This is a genomic window from Kitasatospora sp. NPDC058115 (genome assembly GCF_042884635.1).
Taxonomy (GTDB): Bacteria; Actinomycetota; Actinomycetes; order Streptomycetales; family Streptomycetaceae; genus Kitasatospora.
In genome coordinates, this window is the sequence record NZ_JBHVTL010000017.1 from 15,647 (window position 1) to 32,072 (window position 16,426).

Here is a 16,426-nt window from a genome sequence, read left to right on the forward strand (position 1 = left end):
GCAACTAGTGGCGGGAATCTTGCGGCCCGCCGGGGGGAGGGCCTCCGGCCTGCGAAGACCCGGGGCGGCCGGTCCGGCCGGGGGCGCTCGCGGAGGGGGTTCGCGCCCCTCCCGGGGGCGCCGGTCAGAGCCGGACGGGCTTCTCCAGCCGGACGTCGGCGGCGTCCAGCCACGCCCGCAGCGGCCCGTCCTGGCCCTGCTCCACGGCCTGGGCGACCGGTTCGGCGAGGTCGGTGCGGCGGACCCCGCCGAGCAGCAGCACCGGTCCGTCCAGCCAGTCCAGCCCGGGGACGGCGCCCGCGGTGTCCACGGCGGCGCAGCAGACCATCGCGGTGACGTGCTCGACCAGCACGTCCCGCCCGGTGCGGACCGGTTCGAGCAGCGGGGCGGGCGCGGCGGTGCGGGCCGGCCGGGCGGCGAGCGCGGCGGCCAGCCGCTCGCCGTCGCCGTCGGCGAGCCGGCCCAGCAGCCGGGTCAGCGTCGGGGCGCCGGGGCGGGACTGCGGGGCGAGCAGGTCCAGGGCGGACTGCAGGGCGGCGGCGCGGGCCCGCCAGCCGGCGTCCACCACCTCGGCCGGGTAGTCGGTCCACTCCAGCTCGCGCCAGCCGCCGGAGGCGGGCGCGCCGAAGAAGAGCTCGGCGGCGAGCCGGGAGACCGCGGCGTCCACCGCGCCGGGCTCCTCCAGCAGGTCGCAGGCCGGGCGGTCGCCGAGCCGGCTGCCGTAGCCGTCGGCCAGCCGGTCGCGCCGGGAGAGTTCGGTGAGCGCGGCGGCCACGCCCGCGTTGAGGTGCGCGGGGTGCCGGCCGAGCCGCCAGGCGGGCAGCGCGACCCGGGTGAGCAGCCGGTCCCAGCCCGCGTAGGCGAGGCCGACCTGCTCCTGGGCGGCGATCCGCAGGCCGTAGTCGACGCCGCGGGCCTGTTCGGAGGCCCAGCCTGCGACGGACCGCTCCAGCTCGGCGGCGTGCTCGCGGCAGACGCCGAGCAGCCGGCGGGTGATCCGGTCGGTGATCCGGTCCGTCAGCGCGGCCGGGCCGCGCCGGGACGGGCGCGGGCCGCCGGGGGCACCGGCCGGGGCGGGGACCGGGCCGTCGTCCAGGCTGGCGTCCAGGGCCCGCAGGAAGCGGCGGGCGGCGGCGATGTCGGGGTCGGCGGCGGGCGCGGTCCCGGCCACCACCGGGGCGAGCAGGGCGCGCAGCTCGCCGGCCCGCATCCACCACAGGAAGGGCGAGCCGATCACCAGGACCGGCGCGGGCGGCTCCCCGCCGTCGCCGCGGGCCCGGCGGCGGGGCCGGGGCGCGGGGACGTCCTCCAGCCAGCTGTCGCAGTCCGGGGTGAGCGCCACGGCGGACGGCGCGGGGACCTCCAGCCGGTCGGCCAGGTCGTCGATCAGCCGGTACAGCTCGGGGGCCTGGGTGCGGCCGAGCGGGACGGCCGGGGTCTGCGGCGGGACGGCCCGGCGGTACCGGCGGGCGGCCGCTCCGGCCACCAGCAGGGTGAGCGCGGCCACCGCGCAGACCGTCCAGCGGGCGGCGTCCCAGCCGGCGGCGTCGGGGGAGCCGGGGGCGCCGAGCCGGCCGGTGAACCGGCCGGCGAGCAGCACCACCGCGGCGGCGGCGGGCAGTGCGGCGGCGGCCAGGGCGAGTCCCCGGATGCGCAGGACCGCCTGGGCGTGAGCGCGCGCGGTGTCGACAGCGGCCATACGGTGCGGCACCCCCTTCGGAGCCCTCGGGCGCCCGGCGACGGGCCCCTGAGCCGATTCGAAACGATCAGTTCCGACCGGGAAACGGCGGCGGCCGAGCCCCGGTCGTCCATGCTGCGTGGCGCTTCTGACATTTTCGACGCCCGTGTCCGGGTGGGTGTTCCGGATCGCCCCGGTACCACTCGTCCCGGTGACGCCGCCCGGATTCCGGACGACCCCCCGGGGCGGTGTCGGACGGCCCGGGCGTGTCCGGTCCGGCCGGACGCCGTCCAGCATCCCCCCGCGCGACCGCCGCTACCCGGCGGCGGGCGGTAGCGGCCCGACCTGTGGTGCCGTGGTCCAGCGCACCATAAGGCCGGGCACCCGGTTACGTCAGCCGGATGCGGCCGCTGTCACTCGATGGGCTGGATTCCGGCCGCCGAACGGTGTGCCTGCGCCCTGAGCTGCTCCGGCCCGCCCGGCCCCCGAAACGCCGGGCGGGGCTGCGTCCATGGGGGTTGTCCGCGGCGCTCGCGGGGGTGCGCGGGGTGCGCCGGGGGTCGCACCCGGGCCGGGAACGCCCGGGCCCCCGGCGCGCGGATCGCTCGCCGGGGGCCCGGAGGGGGATGAGGGGGGTGCGCGGCCGCTACTGCGCGGCCTTCAGCGCGATGTCGCCGCGGTGCTGGCCGCCCGGCAGCGAGATCCGCTCGACCGCCCGGTAGGCCCGCTCGCGCGCCTCGGCGAGCCCGGCACCGGTCGCGGTGACCGACAGCACCCGGCCGCCCGCGCTGAGCACCCGGCCGTCCTCGGCCGCCCTGGTCCCGGCGTGCAGCACGTAGGCGGTGCCGTCGGCGGCCTCCGCCTCGGCCAGGCCCTCGATCGGGTCGCCGGTGCGCGGCGCCGCCGGGTAGCCCTCGGCGGCGATCACCACGGTGACCGCGGCGCCCTCGTCCCAGCGCAGCGGCTCCAGCTGGTCCAGCGTGCCGGTCGCCGAGGCGTGCAGGACGCCGGCCAGCGGGGTGCGCAGCCGGGCCAGCACGACCTGGGTCTCCGGGTCGCCGAAGCGGGCGTTGAACTCGATGACCCGGGTGCCGCGCGAGGTCAGCGCCAGGCCCGCGTAGAGCAGGCCGGAGAACGGGGTGCCGCGGCGGCGCAGCTCGTCCACGGTCGGCTGCAGGACGGTCTCCAGGACCTCCTCGACCAGGCCCTCGGGCGCCCAAGGCAGCGGCGAGTAGGCACCCATGCCGCCGGTGTTGGGGCCCTGGTCGCCGTCCAGGGCGCGCTTGAAGTCCTGGGCCGGCTGGAGCGGCAGGACGGTGGTGCCGTCGGTGATCGCGAACAGCGAGACCTCGGGGCCGTCCAGGTACTCCTCGATCACCACCTGGCCGCAGGCGGCGGCGTGGGCCAGCGCCTCGTCGCGGTCGGAGGTGACCACGACGCCCTTGCCGGCGGCCAGGCCGTCGTCCTTGACCACGTACGGGGCGCCGAAGGCGTCCAGCGCCTCGGCGGCCTCGGCGGGCGTGGTGCAGACGTAGGAGCGGGCGGTGGGCACCCCGGCGGCGGCCATGACGTCCTTGGCGAACGCCTTGGAGCCCTCCAGCCGGGCGGCCTCGGCGGACGGGCCGAACACCGCGACGCCGGCCGCGCGCAGGGCGTCGGCGACGCCCGCGACCAGCGGGGCCTCCGGGCCGACCACGACCAGTTCGGCGCCGAGCCCGCCGGCGAGCGCGGTGACCTGCGCGCCGTCCAGCTGGTCGACCGGGTGGACCGTCGCCACCTGTGCGATCCCGGCGTTGCCCGGGGCACAGTGCAGCTCGGTCACGGCGGGATCTTGGGACAGAGAGCGGCACAGGGCGTGTTCGCGGGCGCCGCCGCCGATGACGAGGACCTTCACGCTGGGCAAGGGTAGCCGGTGGCCGGTTCCGGCCGCTCTCCGGTCCCGTAGGAAGAGACAGCCGCGGGGGTCCGGTACACGCACGGCCTCGGAGGAACCTCCAGCTCCGGGAGCCGATGATCGCCGTGCGGTGTCCGGGTCAGGACAGCGGGTCACCGAACCCTCGCTCGGACGGGTGAAATCCCGCCGACCGCCGCAACCCTCCCACCTCGGGATCCATTGGCCGAATCCGGTAACGATCATTGGCGAAGCGCCCACACGGTAAGCCATTTGGCGGTAAGAAGTGCTGTTGGACCACCACCGGCAGCCGTCGGTGACGCCGCCCCGGGCACCCGCGGAACGCCCCGGAACGGCGGTGTGGCCGCCGCGTTGTCCGTCGTTCCACGAGCCGTCAGGCCGTGGACACGTCGGTCCGCGCAGAGTCGGAACCAGCCAGACCAGCAGTCCGCCCGCCACAGGGAGCCCCACAGGTGAGCCAGCCGGAAATGCAGCCCGAGGAGAGTGCCTGGGGCAAGGAGATCGGCGAGGAGGACCAGCCCGCCACGACCGTGGCGCGCCGGGCCTCCACCCGTCGCCGGTCCGATCTGAGCACCAGACAGTTCCCCCTGGGGGACTGGGGCGAGCCCGCCGAGCGGCTGGAGGAGCTGTACCGCTGGTCCGAGGAGCGGGCGGTCGAGGCCATCGAGTGGTACCGCAGGGACCGGGTCTGGAAGCGCCGCTGGGCCCGGCTGCTGCGGTTCGGTTCGGCCGGCTTCGCGGCCGGCGGGGTCACCGCGCCGCTGGTCGGCCTCACCGGGACCGTCTCCCACGCCACCGACTGGGGCTTCGTGGGGCTGGCGCTGGCCGCCGGCTGCTACGGCGCGGACCGGGTGTTCGGGCTGACCTCCGGCTGGATGCGCGACGTCTCCACCGGGCAGGCGCTGCAGCGCCGGCTGGAGGCCTTCCAGTTCGACTGGGCCTCGGAGTGCGTCCGGGAGGTGCTCGGCCCCACCGAGGGCACCGCGGGCGAGGCCGCCGAGCGGTGCCTCGGGGTGCTGCGGCGGTTCTGCGAGGACGTCTCGGACATGGTCCGCACCGAGACCTCGGAGTGGATGCTGGAGTTCCGGGCCGGGATGACCCGGCTGCCCACCCAGGCCGCCGGCAGCTGGGGCGGGCGCAGCGAGCCGGGCGTCGGTGCCCAGGTGCGGGTGCTGCCGCCGCCGGGGACCAGGCCCACCATGCCGCGCCAGCGGCCGCCGGAGGGCCCGCTGCGGTAGGGAGGGGCGCGGCGGGCCCGGGAACGGGCGGCCCGGGGGCTCCGGAGGGCCACGGGGGCCCGGGAGGCTCAGGCGAAGACGATCATGGAGCCCTGGTGCAGGCTCCGGGTCGCCGCCGCGTACAGGCCCGCCCAGGCGTGCCGCTCCCGGGCGAACGGGTGCAGGTCGTCCAGCGGCGGGCCGAACGGCTGCTCCAGGCCGGTCGGGCCGAGCGGCCTGGTCGGCGCCGGCGGGGCGAGCGGGTCGATGCCCAGCGCCGGGGCGACGGCCTGCAGCTCGCGCAGCAGCCCGTGGCTGGAGCCGAGCGGGCCGCCCGCGGCGAGCAGCGACTCCTCCACCAGCGGGGCGGCGAACTCGATCGGCACGTAGGCGCCGGCGTGGTCGAAGTGCCAGACCAGGTGCGACTGCTCGGCGCTGCTCTCGAACATCTCCAGCAGCTGCTCGTAGTCGCCGCCGAGCGCGTCCACCGGCGTGATGTCCAGGCCGGTCAGGCCCAGCAGGTAGGCCCGGCGCAGGAAGTGCAGCGAGTCGTAGTCGAACGCGGCTATCGGCTCGACCGCCCCGCTGAGCCCCGGCACGTACCGGTACACCGGCATCTCGGGCAGCCCGCGGGAGGCCAGCACCTGGTTGTAGAGCGCGAGGTCGTCCCGGAAGGGGTTGTCGGGGCTGTGGCTCAGAACGTCCACCAGCGGGACGAGCCAGAGGTCGCAGGCCATGGCCGGCTCTTCCTCTCCGGACGCGGGGGACCGGCCGCGCGGCGGCGGACGGCGGATGGGCGGGTCGGTGCCCGGACGGCCGGTACGACGGGCGGCCGGGACGGACGACCGCCCACCCTACCGGCCCGGCGAGCGATGCGGATCGGGCCGTCCCCCGGGCAGTTGGTCCGGCGGCGAGCCGGCCGGCCGGCGGCCGAACCGCCCGTACGGCACCGCGCGCGGCTGCGGCACCAGGCCGAGCCCCAGGCCCAGTTCGCGGCCCAGCTCGCGGCCGATCTCGCGGTCCCGCCCCCGGGCGCCGCCGCCCGCGCGGCCCGGTTCCGCCGGTCGGGCGGGCTCCCCCGGACCGGGCGCCTCGGCGGCGCCGGGACCGGTGCCCGCCCCGGTCTTCCCCGGCGCGGCGTCCCCCGGGGCGTCGGGCGGCGCGGCCGCGGCGTCCTGGCCGCCCGGCGCGGCGGACGCGTGCCCGGTCAGCAGCGGCAGCACCCCCACCGACTCGACCGGCTGGCCGGCCAGCTCGGCCAGCAGCCCGGCGGTGAAGAGGTCGTACTCGCAGATGATCCGGTGGGCGCGCGGCACGTCGCGCGCCTCGATCGCGTCCACCAGGTCGAGGTGGCCGTCCCAGCAGACCCCGGCCAGCTCGGGCAGCGTCCGCAGGTAGCGCGCGGCGAACATCCACGACTGCACCCGCAGCCAGTCCAGGTACTCGGCGATCCGGCGGTTGCCGAGCAGCCCGCCGACCTCCTGCCAGAACCGGCGGTCGCAGCCCACCATGACGTCCAGGTTCCCCGCCCGGGACGCCCGCAGCGCCGCGTCCGCCCGGCGGCGCAGCGAGCTCATCCGGCTGTCGTCGTGCCGGCCGGCCTCGACGGCCAGCCGCCGGAAGTAGCTGTCGGTGATCAGCACCCGGGACTCGAAGATCTCCCGGAAGTCGTCCCAGCCGAACTCGGGAACGGTGAAGCCGCGGTGGTGCTCGGCCCGGAGCAGCCCCTGCGCCGAGAGGTCGACCAGGGCCTCCCGGGCCGGGGTCGCCGAGACGCCGTACAGCTCGGCGATCTCCTTGACGGTGAAGTTCCGCCCGGCCGCCAGCCGGCCGGCCATCATCTCCTCGCGCAGCGCGCCGGCTATCTGCTCGCGCAGGCTGTTGCGCTGGATGACGGGGCGGGGGTCGCCCGCGTCGGTGCCGAACATGCGCGCGACCTCCTCGGGCGGGCTGGACGGCCTGACGGGGACAGACCGGCGACGTACGGGCTGGTAACACGACGGGGGCTCATCTTCTCAAAAAGGACACCGACGTGTACAAGCCCCCCATACGTCCCGGCGCGCCCCCTCGTCCCGCCCCCTCGTCCCGGCCCTCCCGACCGCCCTCCCGACCGCTCTCCGAACCGCCCCGTCAGCGCTGGACCGGCGCCGGGATCCCCAGCAGGCGGTCCCGGTGCACCGGGAACTCGGCACGCGCCTTCGCGACCTCCGCCGGGTCGAACTCCACGGTCAGCACCTCCTCCCCCGCCCCCGCCTCGGCCAGCACCCGGCCCCACGGGTCCACCGCGATGCTGTGGCCGGCCTGCTCGACCCCGCCGTGCGTCCCCGCCGTGTTGCAGGCCAGCACGTAGGCCTGCTCCTCCACCGCGCGCGCCCGGTTCAGCAGCGTCCAGTGCTCCCGCCGCCGCTCCGGCCAGGCCGCCGGCACCACCAGCACCTGCGCGCCCGCGTCCAGCAGCGCCCGGAACAGCTCCGGGAACCGCAGGTCGTAGCAGGTCGCCAGGCCCAGCGTGCCGACGTCGGTGGCCGCGGTGACGATCTCCTGCCCGGCGCCCATCACCACCGCCTCGCCGCTGTCGAAGCCGAAGCGGTGGATCTTGCGGTAGGTGTGCACCAGCTCGCCGTCCGGGGCGAACAGCAGCGAGGTGTTGTAGATCGGCCCGTCCGGATCGCGCTCGACGATCGAACCGGCGTGCAGCCAGACCCCCGCCGCGCGGGCGGCCGCCGCCATCGCGTCCGAGGTCGGCCCGTCCAGGGCCTCCGCACCGTCCGACCAGAGGTCGTGGGCGAACCCCCCGAGCGGCCACAGCTCCGGGAGGACGACCAGGTCGGCCCCCCGCTGCGCCCGCACCAGGGCGGCCGCACGGGCCCGCCGCTCGGCCGGGGGCTCGGCGTCGGAGACCACGAGTTGGATCAATGAAGCGCGCACAGTACCACCGTCCACGGCAAGAGTCCTACGATCGTCACCCGAAAGCGCTGCCCTGCTCTCTCCCGGCAGCGTAACGTGCGGTTAGCGTGTGCGCCGGGAAGCCGGACAACCCGGCCGCCCAGGAACCCGCGGGCACGCGTGGCAAGGCAGCTGACGGAGGGCCGGAGATTCCCGTGACGGACAACCAGACCGTGCAGGCTTACACCGAGGCGTGGACCCGGTCCATCGAGGCGATATCCGAACTGGTGACCCCGCTGCCCGAGGGTTCCTGGAACCGGGCCACCGAGTGCCCCGGCTGGTCCGTCCGCGACATCGTCTCGCACGTGATCGCCGTCGAGTCCGAGCTCCTCGGCGACCCGCGCCCGATCCACTCCCTCCCCCGCGACCTGCGCCACGTCACCACCGAGGCCGCCCGCTACCTCGAACTGCCCGTCGACAAGCGCCGCTGCCACACCGCGCTGGAGATGACCAGCGAGCTGGAGTACACGATCATCCGCCGCTCCCGCGCGCTGCGGAACGCCAAGCAGATGCCCAACGAGCCGGTCCGCCGGCCGGGCGGCCCGCAGGGCGGCGAGATCAAGTACTACGAACTGCTGCGCCAGCGCGCCTTCGACGTCTGGGTGCACGAGCAGGACCTCCGCCGCGCCCTGGGCGCCCCCGGCAACCTCGACTCCCCCGGGGCCCTGGTCGCCCGCGACGTCCTGCTGCAGGCCCTGCCGAAGGCCGTCGCCCACCAGGCCGGCGCCCCGGCGGGCACCGCGCTGGTCGTCGACGTCACCGGCCCCGTCGAGTTCCTGCGCACCGTGCGGGTGGACTCCGCCGGGCGCGGCACCGTCGACGAATCCGTCAGCATCGCGCCCGACGTCCAGCTCACCCTCGACTGGGAGACCTACGTCCGCCTCGCCTGCGGCCGCGGCCGCCCGGGCCCGGTGACCGTCGAGGGGGACCGGGAGCTGGCCGACCGCGTCCTGGCCAACTTCTCCGTCACCCCGTGACGGACCCGGCCGGCGCCGACGGCGCGCGGTGACCACCGGCCTCACCGGTGGTCACCGCGCGTCCGCGGGCCGGCAGCCCCGTGCCGGGGCCGCCGCGAGCTTCTTCCGGAGCCGGAGGATCATCAGGGTGCCCACCACCAGCGGGACGTACTGCCAGCAGAACGCCCAGCGGAAGGCGCTCGCCGCGTAGCTGCCGGTGCCGTCCGGGGTGAGGGCGTCCAGGAGGACGCCGATGCCGAAGAGGGTGATCATCGTGCCGATGAAGCCGCCCATGTTGACGATGCCGGAGGCGGTGCCGAGGCGTTCGACGGGGTTGCGGGCGCGGGCGTAGTCGAGGCCGACGAGCGAGGCGGGGCCGTTGCTGCCCATCACCAGGACGACCGCGACCAGCAGCCACAGCGGCGGGTGGCCGCCGGGCCAGGCGAGCGCCACCGCCCACAGCAGCGCGGTGGCGCCGATGACGGTGAGCACGATGGGCATCCGGGCCCGGGCGGTGCGGGACAGGACGCGGCCGAAGAGGAAGCCGAAGCTCATGTTGGAGAGCACCAGCAGGGTCAGCAGCCCGCCGGCCGCGGCGCGGGTCATGCCCTGGGCCTCGACGAGGTAGGGCAGGCCCCAGAGCAGGCCGAAGGCGTTGCCCGGGAACTGGGTGGTGAAGTGGATCCACAGGCCCAGCCGGGTGCCCGGCTCCCGCCAGGTCTCCCGGACCTGCCGGCCGATGCCGGGCCGGGGCCGCCCGGCGGGTGCCACCGCCTCGGCCGGCCCGTCCGGCGCCTCCCGCAGGAAGAGCGCGACGAGGGCGAACACCGCGACGCCCAGCAGGGCGATGGCGGTGAAGGTGGGCGTCCAGCCCTCGCTGTGCAGGGCCTGGGCGAGGACGACGGTGGTGACCAGGTTGCCGCTCATCCCGGCGAGGCCGGTCAGCTGGGCGACCAGCGGGTTCTTGGCGGCGGGGAACCAGCGGGCGGCGATCCGCAGCACGCTGATGAAGGTCATCGCGTCACCGCAGCCGAGCACGGCCCGGGAGGCGAGCGCGGGGCCGAAGGAGCCGGAGAAGGCGAAGGCGAGCTGGCCGGCGCTGAGCAGGACGACGCCGAGCAGCAGCACCCGGCGCGGTCCGAACCGGTCGACCAGCAGGCCGACGGGTATCTGCATGGCCGCGTAGACGAGGACCTGGAGGATCGAGAAGGTGGAGAGCGCGGAGGCGCCGATGCCGAAGCGGTCGGCGGCGTCCAGCCCGGCGACGCCGAGGCTGGTGCGGTGGATGACGGCCAGGACGTAGACACTGACGCCGATGGACCAGGCGAGCCAGGCGGCCCGGCCACCCGGTGGGTGGTGGGCGGCGGAGGGGCCGGTGGCGGGGCCGGCGCCGGCACGGGGAGCGGGGGCGGACAGGGGGCGGACTGAACTGGCGGGCTCCACGGTCATAGTGGCCCCAGATTAGTCATCCCATCATTGGACGGACAGGGCAGGGTCAGGGGGACGGGTACGAACCATCCGGTCCGCCCGGGGGCCCGGAACGGACCCGGGGCGGACCGGAGCGCCGCCGTGCGGGGTTCAGCCGGTCACCGTCCAGGACACCGAACGCGTCATGTAGCGGTCCCGGAAGGCCTCGTCGCGGACCCAGTCCGTGGTGTCCCGGACGGTGGCCGTGACGGTCGCGCCGTGCCCGGGCCGCAGCGTCAGCGCCGCGGTGTCCAGCCGGTTGCGGTCCCCGCCCTGCGGCTCGACCGGGACGCCGTCCACCGTCCAGTCCACCCGCAGCTGCCGGGCACCGGCCAGCGGGAGCGGCCGGACCTCCAGCCGGGGCCGGCCGGTGACCTCGCCGGGCGCCGGCACCGGGTCGTCGGCGGGCCTGACCCGCCGGTAGATCTCCTCGATGATGGCCTCCCGGGAGGGCAGGTTGTAGGCCCCGCCGAGGGTGCGCATCACCGAGTCCCGGGTGGGCCGGTAGATGCCGTTGGCGCTGCGGTAGGCGCCGATCGTCCCGGCGCCGTCCGGGGACTCCGCGCCCAGCCAGCGCCACCACTTGGTCTGCTTGCGGCGCATCTCCTCGGCGTTGTCGGTGGCGAGGTTGGGGTAGTCGGCGTCGTCCGGCGCGCTGTCGTACTCGTCGCCGAGGTCCCCCACGGTGTGCCCTATCTCGTGCTGGATGATCCGCCCGGCGTCCGGGCTGCCGCCGGCCAGGGTGGTCACCCCGGTGCCGCCGGCGCCGCCGTACTCGGTGGAGTTGGCCAGCGCGATGAGGTACTGCGGGCCGTCGCCGTGGCCGGCGTAGCGGGCGGCCGCCTCCTCGTCGGCGCAGAGCAGCCGGGCGGTGCCCTCGCACCAGAAGTGCATGCCGAGCGGGGTGGCGGGCCGCCGGCCGCGGTTCTCGGTCTCGGCGATGCCGGAGACCGCGGAGGCCACCTCGACCCGCCTTATGTTGAAGAAGCCCTGGTAGCTGCGGAACGGCTCGATGTCCATCAGCGCGCGCCAGGCCCGGTCCGCCTGCGCCCGGAACAGGTCCTGCTCCCCGGCCGTGTAGCCGTCGCCGAGCAGGACGAGGGTGATCCGGTTGGCCGGGTCCCCGGTGCGCCGTATGTCGACGGTCGGGGCCTCTCCGGCGGTCTGCAGGTCGGCGTGCTGCACCGCGGTGTGCGGCGGCACCGCGCGGTCGGCGGGGGCGCCGGGTCCGATCGCCCCGAACGGCGGGGGCCCGGCCAGTTCGAGCGCGGCCGGGAGCACGGCGGTGGATACCAGCACGAGCGCGGCCAGACTCCGGACGATCCGGCCAGGGTTGCCAGGCGGCATACGGGTGCGTCCTCGACGTTCCGGTCACCCGGCGTCGCCCGGGTGGTGGACGCGAAGACGTACCCGGACCGGCGTGTCGTCCTCACCGAACGGCGAAAAAGTCACCGATCTGGACGAACCACAAGAATCTCACCAGTCATACCGACGATCTGATCGGATGCCCGGACGGCGGCACGAAGGGGCCCCGCCCCCGCACCTCGGTGCGCGGACGGGGCCCCTTCCTCGTGGCCGGGGCGGCTCAGCCCCAGGTGATCAGGCGCTTCGGCTGCTCCAGGATGCCCGCGATGTCCGCCAGCACCTTGGAGCCCAGCTCCCCGTCGACCAGCCGGTGGTCGAAGGACAGCGCCAGCGTGGTGACCTGGCGCGGGACGACCTTGCCCTTGTGCACCCACGGCAGCTCCCGGACCGCCCCGAAGGCGAGGATGGCCGCCTCGCCGGGGTTGAGGATCGGGGTGCCGCTGTCGACGCCGAAGACGCCGACGTTGGTGATCGTGATCGTGCCGCCCTGCATGTCGCCGGGCGCCGTCTTCCCCTGCCGGGCGGTGTCGATCAGCTCGCCGAGCGAGACCGCCAGTCCGGAGAGGTTCCTCGCGCCCGCGTCCTTGATGTTGGGGACGATCAGGCCGCGCGGGGTGGCCGCGGCGATGCCGAGGTTCACCTGGCCCTTGATGACGATCTCCTGGGCCGCCTCGTCCCACTGGGCGTTGATCCCGGGGTTGCGCTTGATCGCGGTGAGCAGCGCCTTGGCGACCAGCAGCAGCGGGCTGACCCGGACGTCCCGGCCCAGCTCGCCGCTCTCCTTGAGGCGGCGGACGAACTTCATCGTCCGGGTGACGTCGACCTGGACGAACTCGGTGACGTGCGGGGCGGTGAAGGCCGAGGCCACCATCGCCTGCGCGGTCGCCTTGCGGACGCCCTTGATCGGCACCCGGACGTCGCCCGCGCCGGGGACGGCCACCGGCTGCGCGGCCGGCTCGGCGGCCTGCTCGGCGGCCGGGGACGGGGCCGCGGCCGGGGCGGCGGCGGCCGCCGCGTGGGCGTGCAGGTCCTCGCGGGTGATCACGCCCTCCGGACCGGTCGGGGTGACGGCCCGCAGGTCGATCCCGAGGTCCTTGGCCAGCTTGCGCACCGGCGGCTTGGCGAGCGGCCGGTCGCCGCCCACCGCGACGGCCGGCGCGGGGGCCGGGGCCGGAACCGCGACCGGCGCGGGGGCCGGGGCGGGCACCGCGGCCGGAGCCGCGACCGGGGCGGCGACGGGCGCCGGCGCGGCCGCCGTGGTGCGGCGGGCCCGGCGCTGGCTGCCGCCGGTCCGCGGGCCGTAGCCGACCAGCACCTCGCGCCGCTCGGGCTCGGCGGCCTCCTCGGCGGCCGCGGCGGGCGCCGGGGCGGCCGGCGCGGCCGCGGGCGTCCCCGCCCCGCCGGCCACCGCGACCGAGATGATCACGGTGCCGACGTCGACCGTCGCACCCTCCGGGAAGAACAGCTGCTCGACGACCCCGGTGAACGGGATCGGCAGCTCCACGGCGGCCTTGGCGGTCTCCACCTCGCAGACGACCTGCCCGTCGGTGACGGTGTCACCGGGCTTGACGTACCAGCTGAGGATCTCGGCCTCGGTGAGGCCCTCGCCCACGTCGGGCATCTTGAACTCGCGGAGCGAGCGAACTTCGGTGGTCATCATCGCTCCCCTGGATCAGTACGCGAAGGCGCGGTCGACGGCGTCGAGCACGCGGTCCAGGTCGGGGAGGAAGGCCTCCTCGACCCGGGACGGCGGGTACGGCGCGTAGTAGCCGCCGACCCGCAGGATCGGCGCCTCCAGGTGGTAGAAGCAGCGTTCGGTGAGCCGGGCGGCCAGCTCGGCCCCCATGCCCAGGAACACCGGCGCCTCGTGCACGACGATGCCGCGTCCGGTCCGCTTCACCGACTCCTCCAGGGCGGCGAAGTCGACCGGGGTGAGCGAGCGCAGGTCGACGACCTCCAGCCGGCGGCCGTCCTCCTCGGCGGCCGCGGCGGCCTCCAGGCAGACCTTCACCATCGGGCCGTAGGCGATCAGCGTGGCATCGGCGCCGGAGCGCACGATCCGGGCGTCGTGCAGGCCGAGGTCGGCCGCGTCGCCGACCTCGCCCTTGTCCCAGTAGCGCCGCTTGGGCTCCAGGAAGATCACCGGGTCGTCCGACTCGATGGCCTGGCGCAGCATCCAGTGCGCGTCGTGCGCGTTGGACGGGCTGACCACCCGCAGACCGGCGGTGTGCGCGAAGTACGCCTCGTGCGACTCGCTGTGGTGCTCCACCGCGCCGATGCCGCCGGCGTAGGGGATGCGGACGGTGACCGGCATCTTGACGTGGCCGAGCGCCCGGGCGTGCATCTTGGCCAGCTGGGAGACGATCTGGTCGAAGGCCGGGTAGACGAAGCCGTCGAACTGGATCTCCACCACCGGGCGGTAGCCGCGCAGCGCGAGGCCGATCGCGGTGCCGACGATGCCGGACTCGGCGAGCGGGGTGTCGATCACCCGGCCCTCGCCGAAGTCCTTCTGCAGGCCGTCGGTGATCCGGAAGACGCCGCCGAGCTTGCCGATGTCCTCGCCCATCAGGACGGTCTTCGGGTCGCTCTCCAGCGACTTGCGCAGCGCCTCGTTGAGCGCCTTGGCGATGCTGAGCTGACCGGCCATCAGAGGTTCTCCCCCGCCTCGAAGGAGGCCGCGTACTCGACGTACCCGGCCCGTTCCTCATCGACCAGCGCGTGCGGCTCGGCGTAGACGTGGTCGAAGATCAGGGTGGGGTCCGGGTCCGGCATGCCGCGCACGCCCTCGCGCACCCGCAGGCCGAGCTGCTCGCTCTCGGCGTCGACCGAGGCGAAGAACGCCTCGTCGGCCAGCCCCTGCTTCTCCAGCAGGGCGCGCAGCCGGGTGATCGGGTCCTTGGCCTTCCAGGCCTCGGTCTCCTCGGCGAGCCGGTAGCGGGTGGGGTCGTCGGAGGTGGTGTGCGCGCCCATCCGGTAGGTGAACGCCTCGATCAGCACCGGGCCGTTGCCGCTGCGGGCGTGCTCCAGGGCCCAGCGGGTCACCGCGAGGCAGGCCAGCACGTCGTTGCCGTCGACCCGCACGCCCGGGAAGCCGAAGCCGGAGGCGCGGCGGTACAGCGGGATCCGGGTCTGGGTGGTGGTGGGCTCGGAGATCGCCCACTGGTTGTTCTGGCAGAAGAACACCACCGGGGCGTTGTAGACCGAGGCGAAGGTGAAGGCCTCGTTGACGTCGCCCTGGCTGGAGGCGCCGTCGCCGAAGTACGCGATCACCGCGTCGTCGGCGCCGTCCTTGGTGATGCCCATCGCGTAGCCGGTGGCGTGCAGGGTCTGCGCGCCGATCACGATGGTGTAGAGGTGGAAGTTCTTCTCGTTCGGGTCCCAGCCGCCGTGGTTCACGCCGCGGAACATGCCGAGCAGGTTCAGCGGGTCGACGTCGCGGCACCAGGCGACGCCGTGCTCGCGGTAGGTGGGGAAGGCGTAGTCGCCGGGCCGCAGCGCGCGGCCGGAGCCGACCTGCGCCGCCTCCTGGCCGAGCAGCGAGGCCCACAGGCCCAGCTCGCCCTGGCGCTGCAGGGAGGTGGCCTCCGCGTCGAACCGGCGCACCAGCACCAGGTCACGGTAGAGGGCTCGAAGCTCGTCCGGCTCCACGGTGAGCGGGAAGTCCGGGTGCTCGACCCGCTCGCCTTCCGGGGTGAGCAGCTGCACGAGCTCCGGCTGGGCGTCCTTACCCGTGGCGCGGAGGGTGTCAGGGACGCCGGGGGCCGCCTTCTTGCGGGCCCTCGCCGTGCTTTTGACGGTCACGTTCACTCCTCGGTCTGTCCGGCCGCCCGGGGTCGCCGGTGACCGGTCCGGTCACCGCCTCGCGGGGCGCGCGTGGGTGTGCGCTCCCAACTGCGGGGCAGGTGGTGATCCTGTTCCGACGGCGTCCCTCACGAGAACGTTACCCAGCGTCCGCCCTCGGCGCGTCTGCGCTAGGACGTCCTACTTGTTCGGGGTCTACAAACGCGCGTGTGGCGCAGCTCTCAATTCGGTCGCCTTCAGGACACCTGCGCACGTTATCCGGGCGGAGGCTCCTGCGTAAGGGGGTTACCGGCATCGGTTTCGACCGCTCTGGCCGGATCGTGACCCCGGTCCGGTGCGGGCGAGAGGTCTCTCGTAGGGTGATATGGGAGGCTTTGCGCGTGACTGATAAGGGACAGATCAGGGTATTCCTCCTCGACGACCACGAGGTGGTCCGCAGGGGGGTCCACGAACTCCTCTCGGTCGAGGACGACATCGAGGTGGTCGGCGAGGCCGGCACCGCCGCCGAGGCGCTGACCAGGATCCCGGCGGTCCACCCCGACGTCGCGGTCCTGGACGTCCGGCTGCCGGACGGCAACGGGGTCGAGGTCTGCCGGGAGATCCGCTCCCGGCTGCCGGAGATCAAGTGCCTGATGCTGACCTCGTTCTCCGACGACGAGGCGCTGTTCGACTCGATCATGGCGGGGGCCTCCGGCTACGTGCTGAAGGCGATCCGCGGCACCGACCTGATCACCGCCGTCCGGGACGTCGCGGCCGGCCGCTCGCTGCTCGACCCGGTCGCCACCAGCCGGGTGCTCGCCCGGCTGCGCGACGGCGGCGAGAAGGAGGACGAGCGGCTCTCCCAGCTCACCAAGCAGGAGCGCCGCATCCTGGACCTGATCGGCGAAGGGATGACCAATCGTCAGATCGGCAACGAGCTGCACCTCGCCGAAAAGACGGTGAAGAACTACGTCTCCAGTCTGCTCGCGAAGATGGGGATGGAGCGCCGGACCCAGGCGGCCGCCTTCGTGGCCCGGCACCAGGCGGACCACCAGCACGGATAGGGCAGATGCACAGAACTGACGAGCTGTCAAGGACCCCCGCC

13 protein-coding genes are annotated in these 16,426 nt (G+C 75.0%); 3 read left to right on the forward strand and 10 right to left on the reverse strand.

Annotated elements, in window-relative coordinates; all coding sequences use genetic code 11:
- Positions 1-124: 124 nt before the first annotated feature.
- Together ACFVVL_RS19200 and purD are read right to left on the reverse strand one after the other, a co-directional pair.
- Positions 125-1,699, reverse strand: a complete 1,575-nt coding sequence (locus ACFVVL_RS19200) for a hypothetical protein (protein ID WP_387676702.1) — start codon at positions 1,697-1,699, stop codon at positions 125-127.
- 625 nt (positions 1,700-2,324) lie between these two features.
- Positions 2,325-3,572, reverse strand: coding sequence for a phosphoribosylamine--glycine ligase (purD, locus tag ACFVVL_RS19205; protein WP_380295061.1), 1,248 nt, complete (start codon positions 3,570-3,572; stop codon positions 2,325-2,327).
- Between the two features lie 470 nt (positions 3,573-4,042).
- Here purD and ACFVVL_RS19210 point away from each other — a divergent pair, with 470 nt between their 5' ends.
- Positions 4,043-4,828: an SLATT domain-containing protein gene (locus ACFVVL_RS19210; protein WP_380295063.1), complete on the forward strand. Its 786-nt coding sequence runs from the start codon at positions 4,043-4,045 to the stop codon at positions 4,826-4,828.
- Between the two features lie 68 nt (positions 4,829-4,896).
- Here the strand turns inward: ACFVVL_RS19210 and ACFVVL_RS19215 are convergent, their stop codons facing one another.
- From ACFVVL_RS19215 to ACFVVL_RS19225, 3 genes are all read right to left on the reverse strand, one after another.
- Positions 4,897-5,544, reverse strand: a complete 648-nt coding sequence (locus ACFVVL_RS19215; RefSeq protein ID WP_380295065.1) for a hypothetical protein — start codon at positions 5,542-5,544, stop codon at positions 4,897-4,899.
- A gap of 117 nt (positions 5,545-5,661) precedes the next feature.
- Entirely contained in the window at positions 5,662-6,735 is a 1,074-nt protein-coding gene (locus ACFVVL_RS19220; RefSeq protein WP_387676706.1) for a GntR family transcriptional regulator, read from the reverse strand.
- A gap of 202 nt (positions 6,736-6,937) precedes the next feature.
- The gene (locus tag ACFVVL_RS19225) at positions 6,938-7,735 is read right to left on the reverse strand and encodes a carbon-nitrogen family hydrolase (RefSeq protein ID WP_380295069.1); all 798 of its coding nucleotides are present in this window, start codon (positions 7,733-7,735) and stop codon (positions 6,938-6,940) included.
- Positions 7,736-7,908: 173 nt separating this feature from the next.
- Between ACFVVL_RS19225 and ACFVVL_RS19230 the strand changes: the two genes are divergently transcribed.
- Positions 7,909-8,730 (forward strand): maleylpyruvate isomerase family mycothiol-dependent enzyme, encoded by an 822-nt coding sequence (locus ACFVVL_RS19230; RefSeq protein ID WP_380295070.1) that lies wholly within the window; start codon positions 7,909-7,911, stop codon positions 8,728-8,730.
- A 51-nt stretch (positions 8,731-8,781) separates the two neighbouring features.
- On the opposite strand, the gene ACFVVL_RS19235 is transcribed toward ACFVVL_RS19230, so the two are convergent.
- From ACFVVL_RS19235 to pdhA, 5 genes are all read right to left on the reverse strand, one after another.
- The gene (locus tag ACFVVL_RS19235; RefSeq protein WP_387676711.1) at positions 8,782-10,158 is read right to left on the reverse strand and encodes a nitrate/nitrite transporter; all 1,377 of its coding nucleotides are present in this window, start codon (positions 10,156-10,158) and stop codon (positions 8,782-8,784) included.
- 129 nt (positions 10,159-10,287) lie between these two features.
- The gene (locus tag ACFVVL_RS19240; protein WP_387676714.1) at positions 10,288-11,475 is read right to left on the reverse strand and encodes a M64 family metallopeptidase; all 1,188 of its coding nucleotides are present in this window, start codon (positions 11,473-11,475) and stop codon (positions 10,288-10,290) included.
- A 286-nt stretch (positions 11,476-11,761) separates the two neighbouring features.
- On the reverse strand, positions 11,762-13,198 hold the full coding sequence (locus ACFVVL_RS19245; protein WP_387676717.1) for a dihydrolipoamide acetyltransferase family protein: 1,437 nt from the start codon (positions 13,196-13,198) through the stop codon (positions 11,762-11,764).
- 15 nt (positions 13,199-13,213) lie between these two features.
- A complete protein-coding gene (locus ACFVVL_RS19250) occupies positions 13,214-14,188 on the reverse strand; it encodes an alpha-ketoacid dehydrogenase subunit beta (protein WP_387676720.1) in 975 nt (324 codons plus the stop codon).
- Positions 14,188-15,342 carry a pyruvate dehydrogenase (acetyl-transferring) E1 component subunit alpha gene (gene pdhA / locus ACFVVL_RS19255; RefSeq protein ID WP_380294418.1) on the reverse strand — a complete coding sequence of 385 codons (1,155 nt, stop codon included), beginning with the start codon at positions 15,340-15,342 and terminating at the stop codon, positions 14,188-14,190. Before pdhA ends, ACFVVL_RS19250 begins: the two co-directional genes overlap by 1 nt.
- 380 nt (positions 15,343-15,722) lie before the next feature.
- On the opposite strand from pdhA, the gene ACFVVL_RS19260 reads away from it, so the two are divergent.
- Positions 15,723-16,385 (forward strand): response regulator, encoded by a 663-nt coding sequence (locus tag ACFVVL_RS19260; protein WP_380294417.1) that lies wholly within the window; start codon positions 15,723-15,725, stop codon positions 16,383-16,385.
- Positions 16,386-16,426: the final 41 nt, after the last annotated feature.

What these genes read in the sequence shown, in the direction of transcription:
- ACFVVL_RS19200 (WP_387676702.1), bottom strand. Translation starts at nt 1,699, where the DNA reads ATGGCCGCTGTCGACACCGCGCGCGCTCACGCCCAGGCGGTCCTGCGC.
- ACFVVL_RS19215 (WP_380295065.1), bottom strand. Translation starts at nt 5,544, where the DNA reads ATGGCCTGCGACCTCTGGCTCGTCCCGCTGGTGGACGTTCTGAGCCAC.
- ACFVVL_RS19220 (WP_387676706.1), bottom strand. Translation starts at nt 6,735, where the DNA reads ATGTTCGGCACCGACGCGGGCGACCCCCGCCCCGTCATCCAGCGCAAC.
- ACFVVL_RS19235 (WP_387676711.1), bottom strand. Translation starts at nt 10,158, where the DNA reads ATGACCGTGGAGCCCGCCAGTTCAGTCCGCCCCCTGTCCGCCCCCGCT.
- ACFVVL_RS19245 (WP_387676717.1), bottom strand. Translation starts at nt 13,198, where the DNA reads ATGACCACCGAAGTTCGCTCGCTCCGCGAGTTCAAGATGCCCGACGTG.
- ACFVVL_RS19250 (WP_387676720.1), bottom strand. Translation starts at nt 14,188, where the DNA reads ATGGCCGGTCAGCTCAGCATCGCCAAGGCGCTCAACGAGGCGCTGCGC.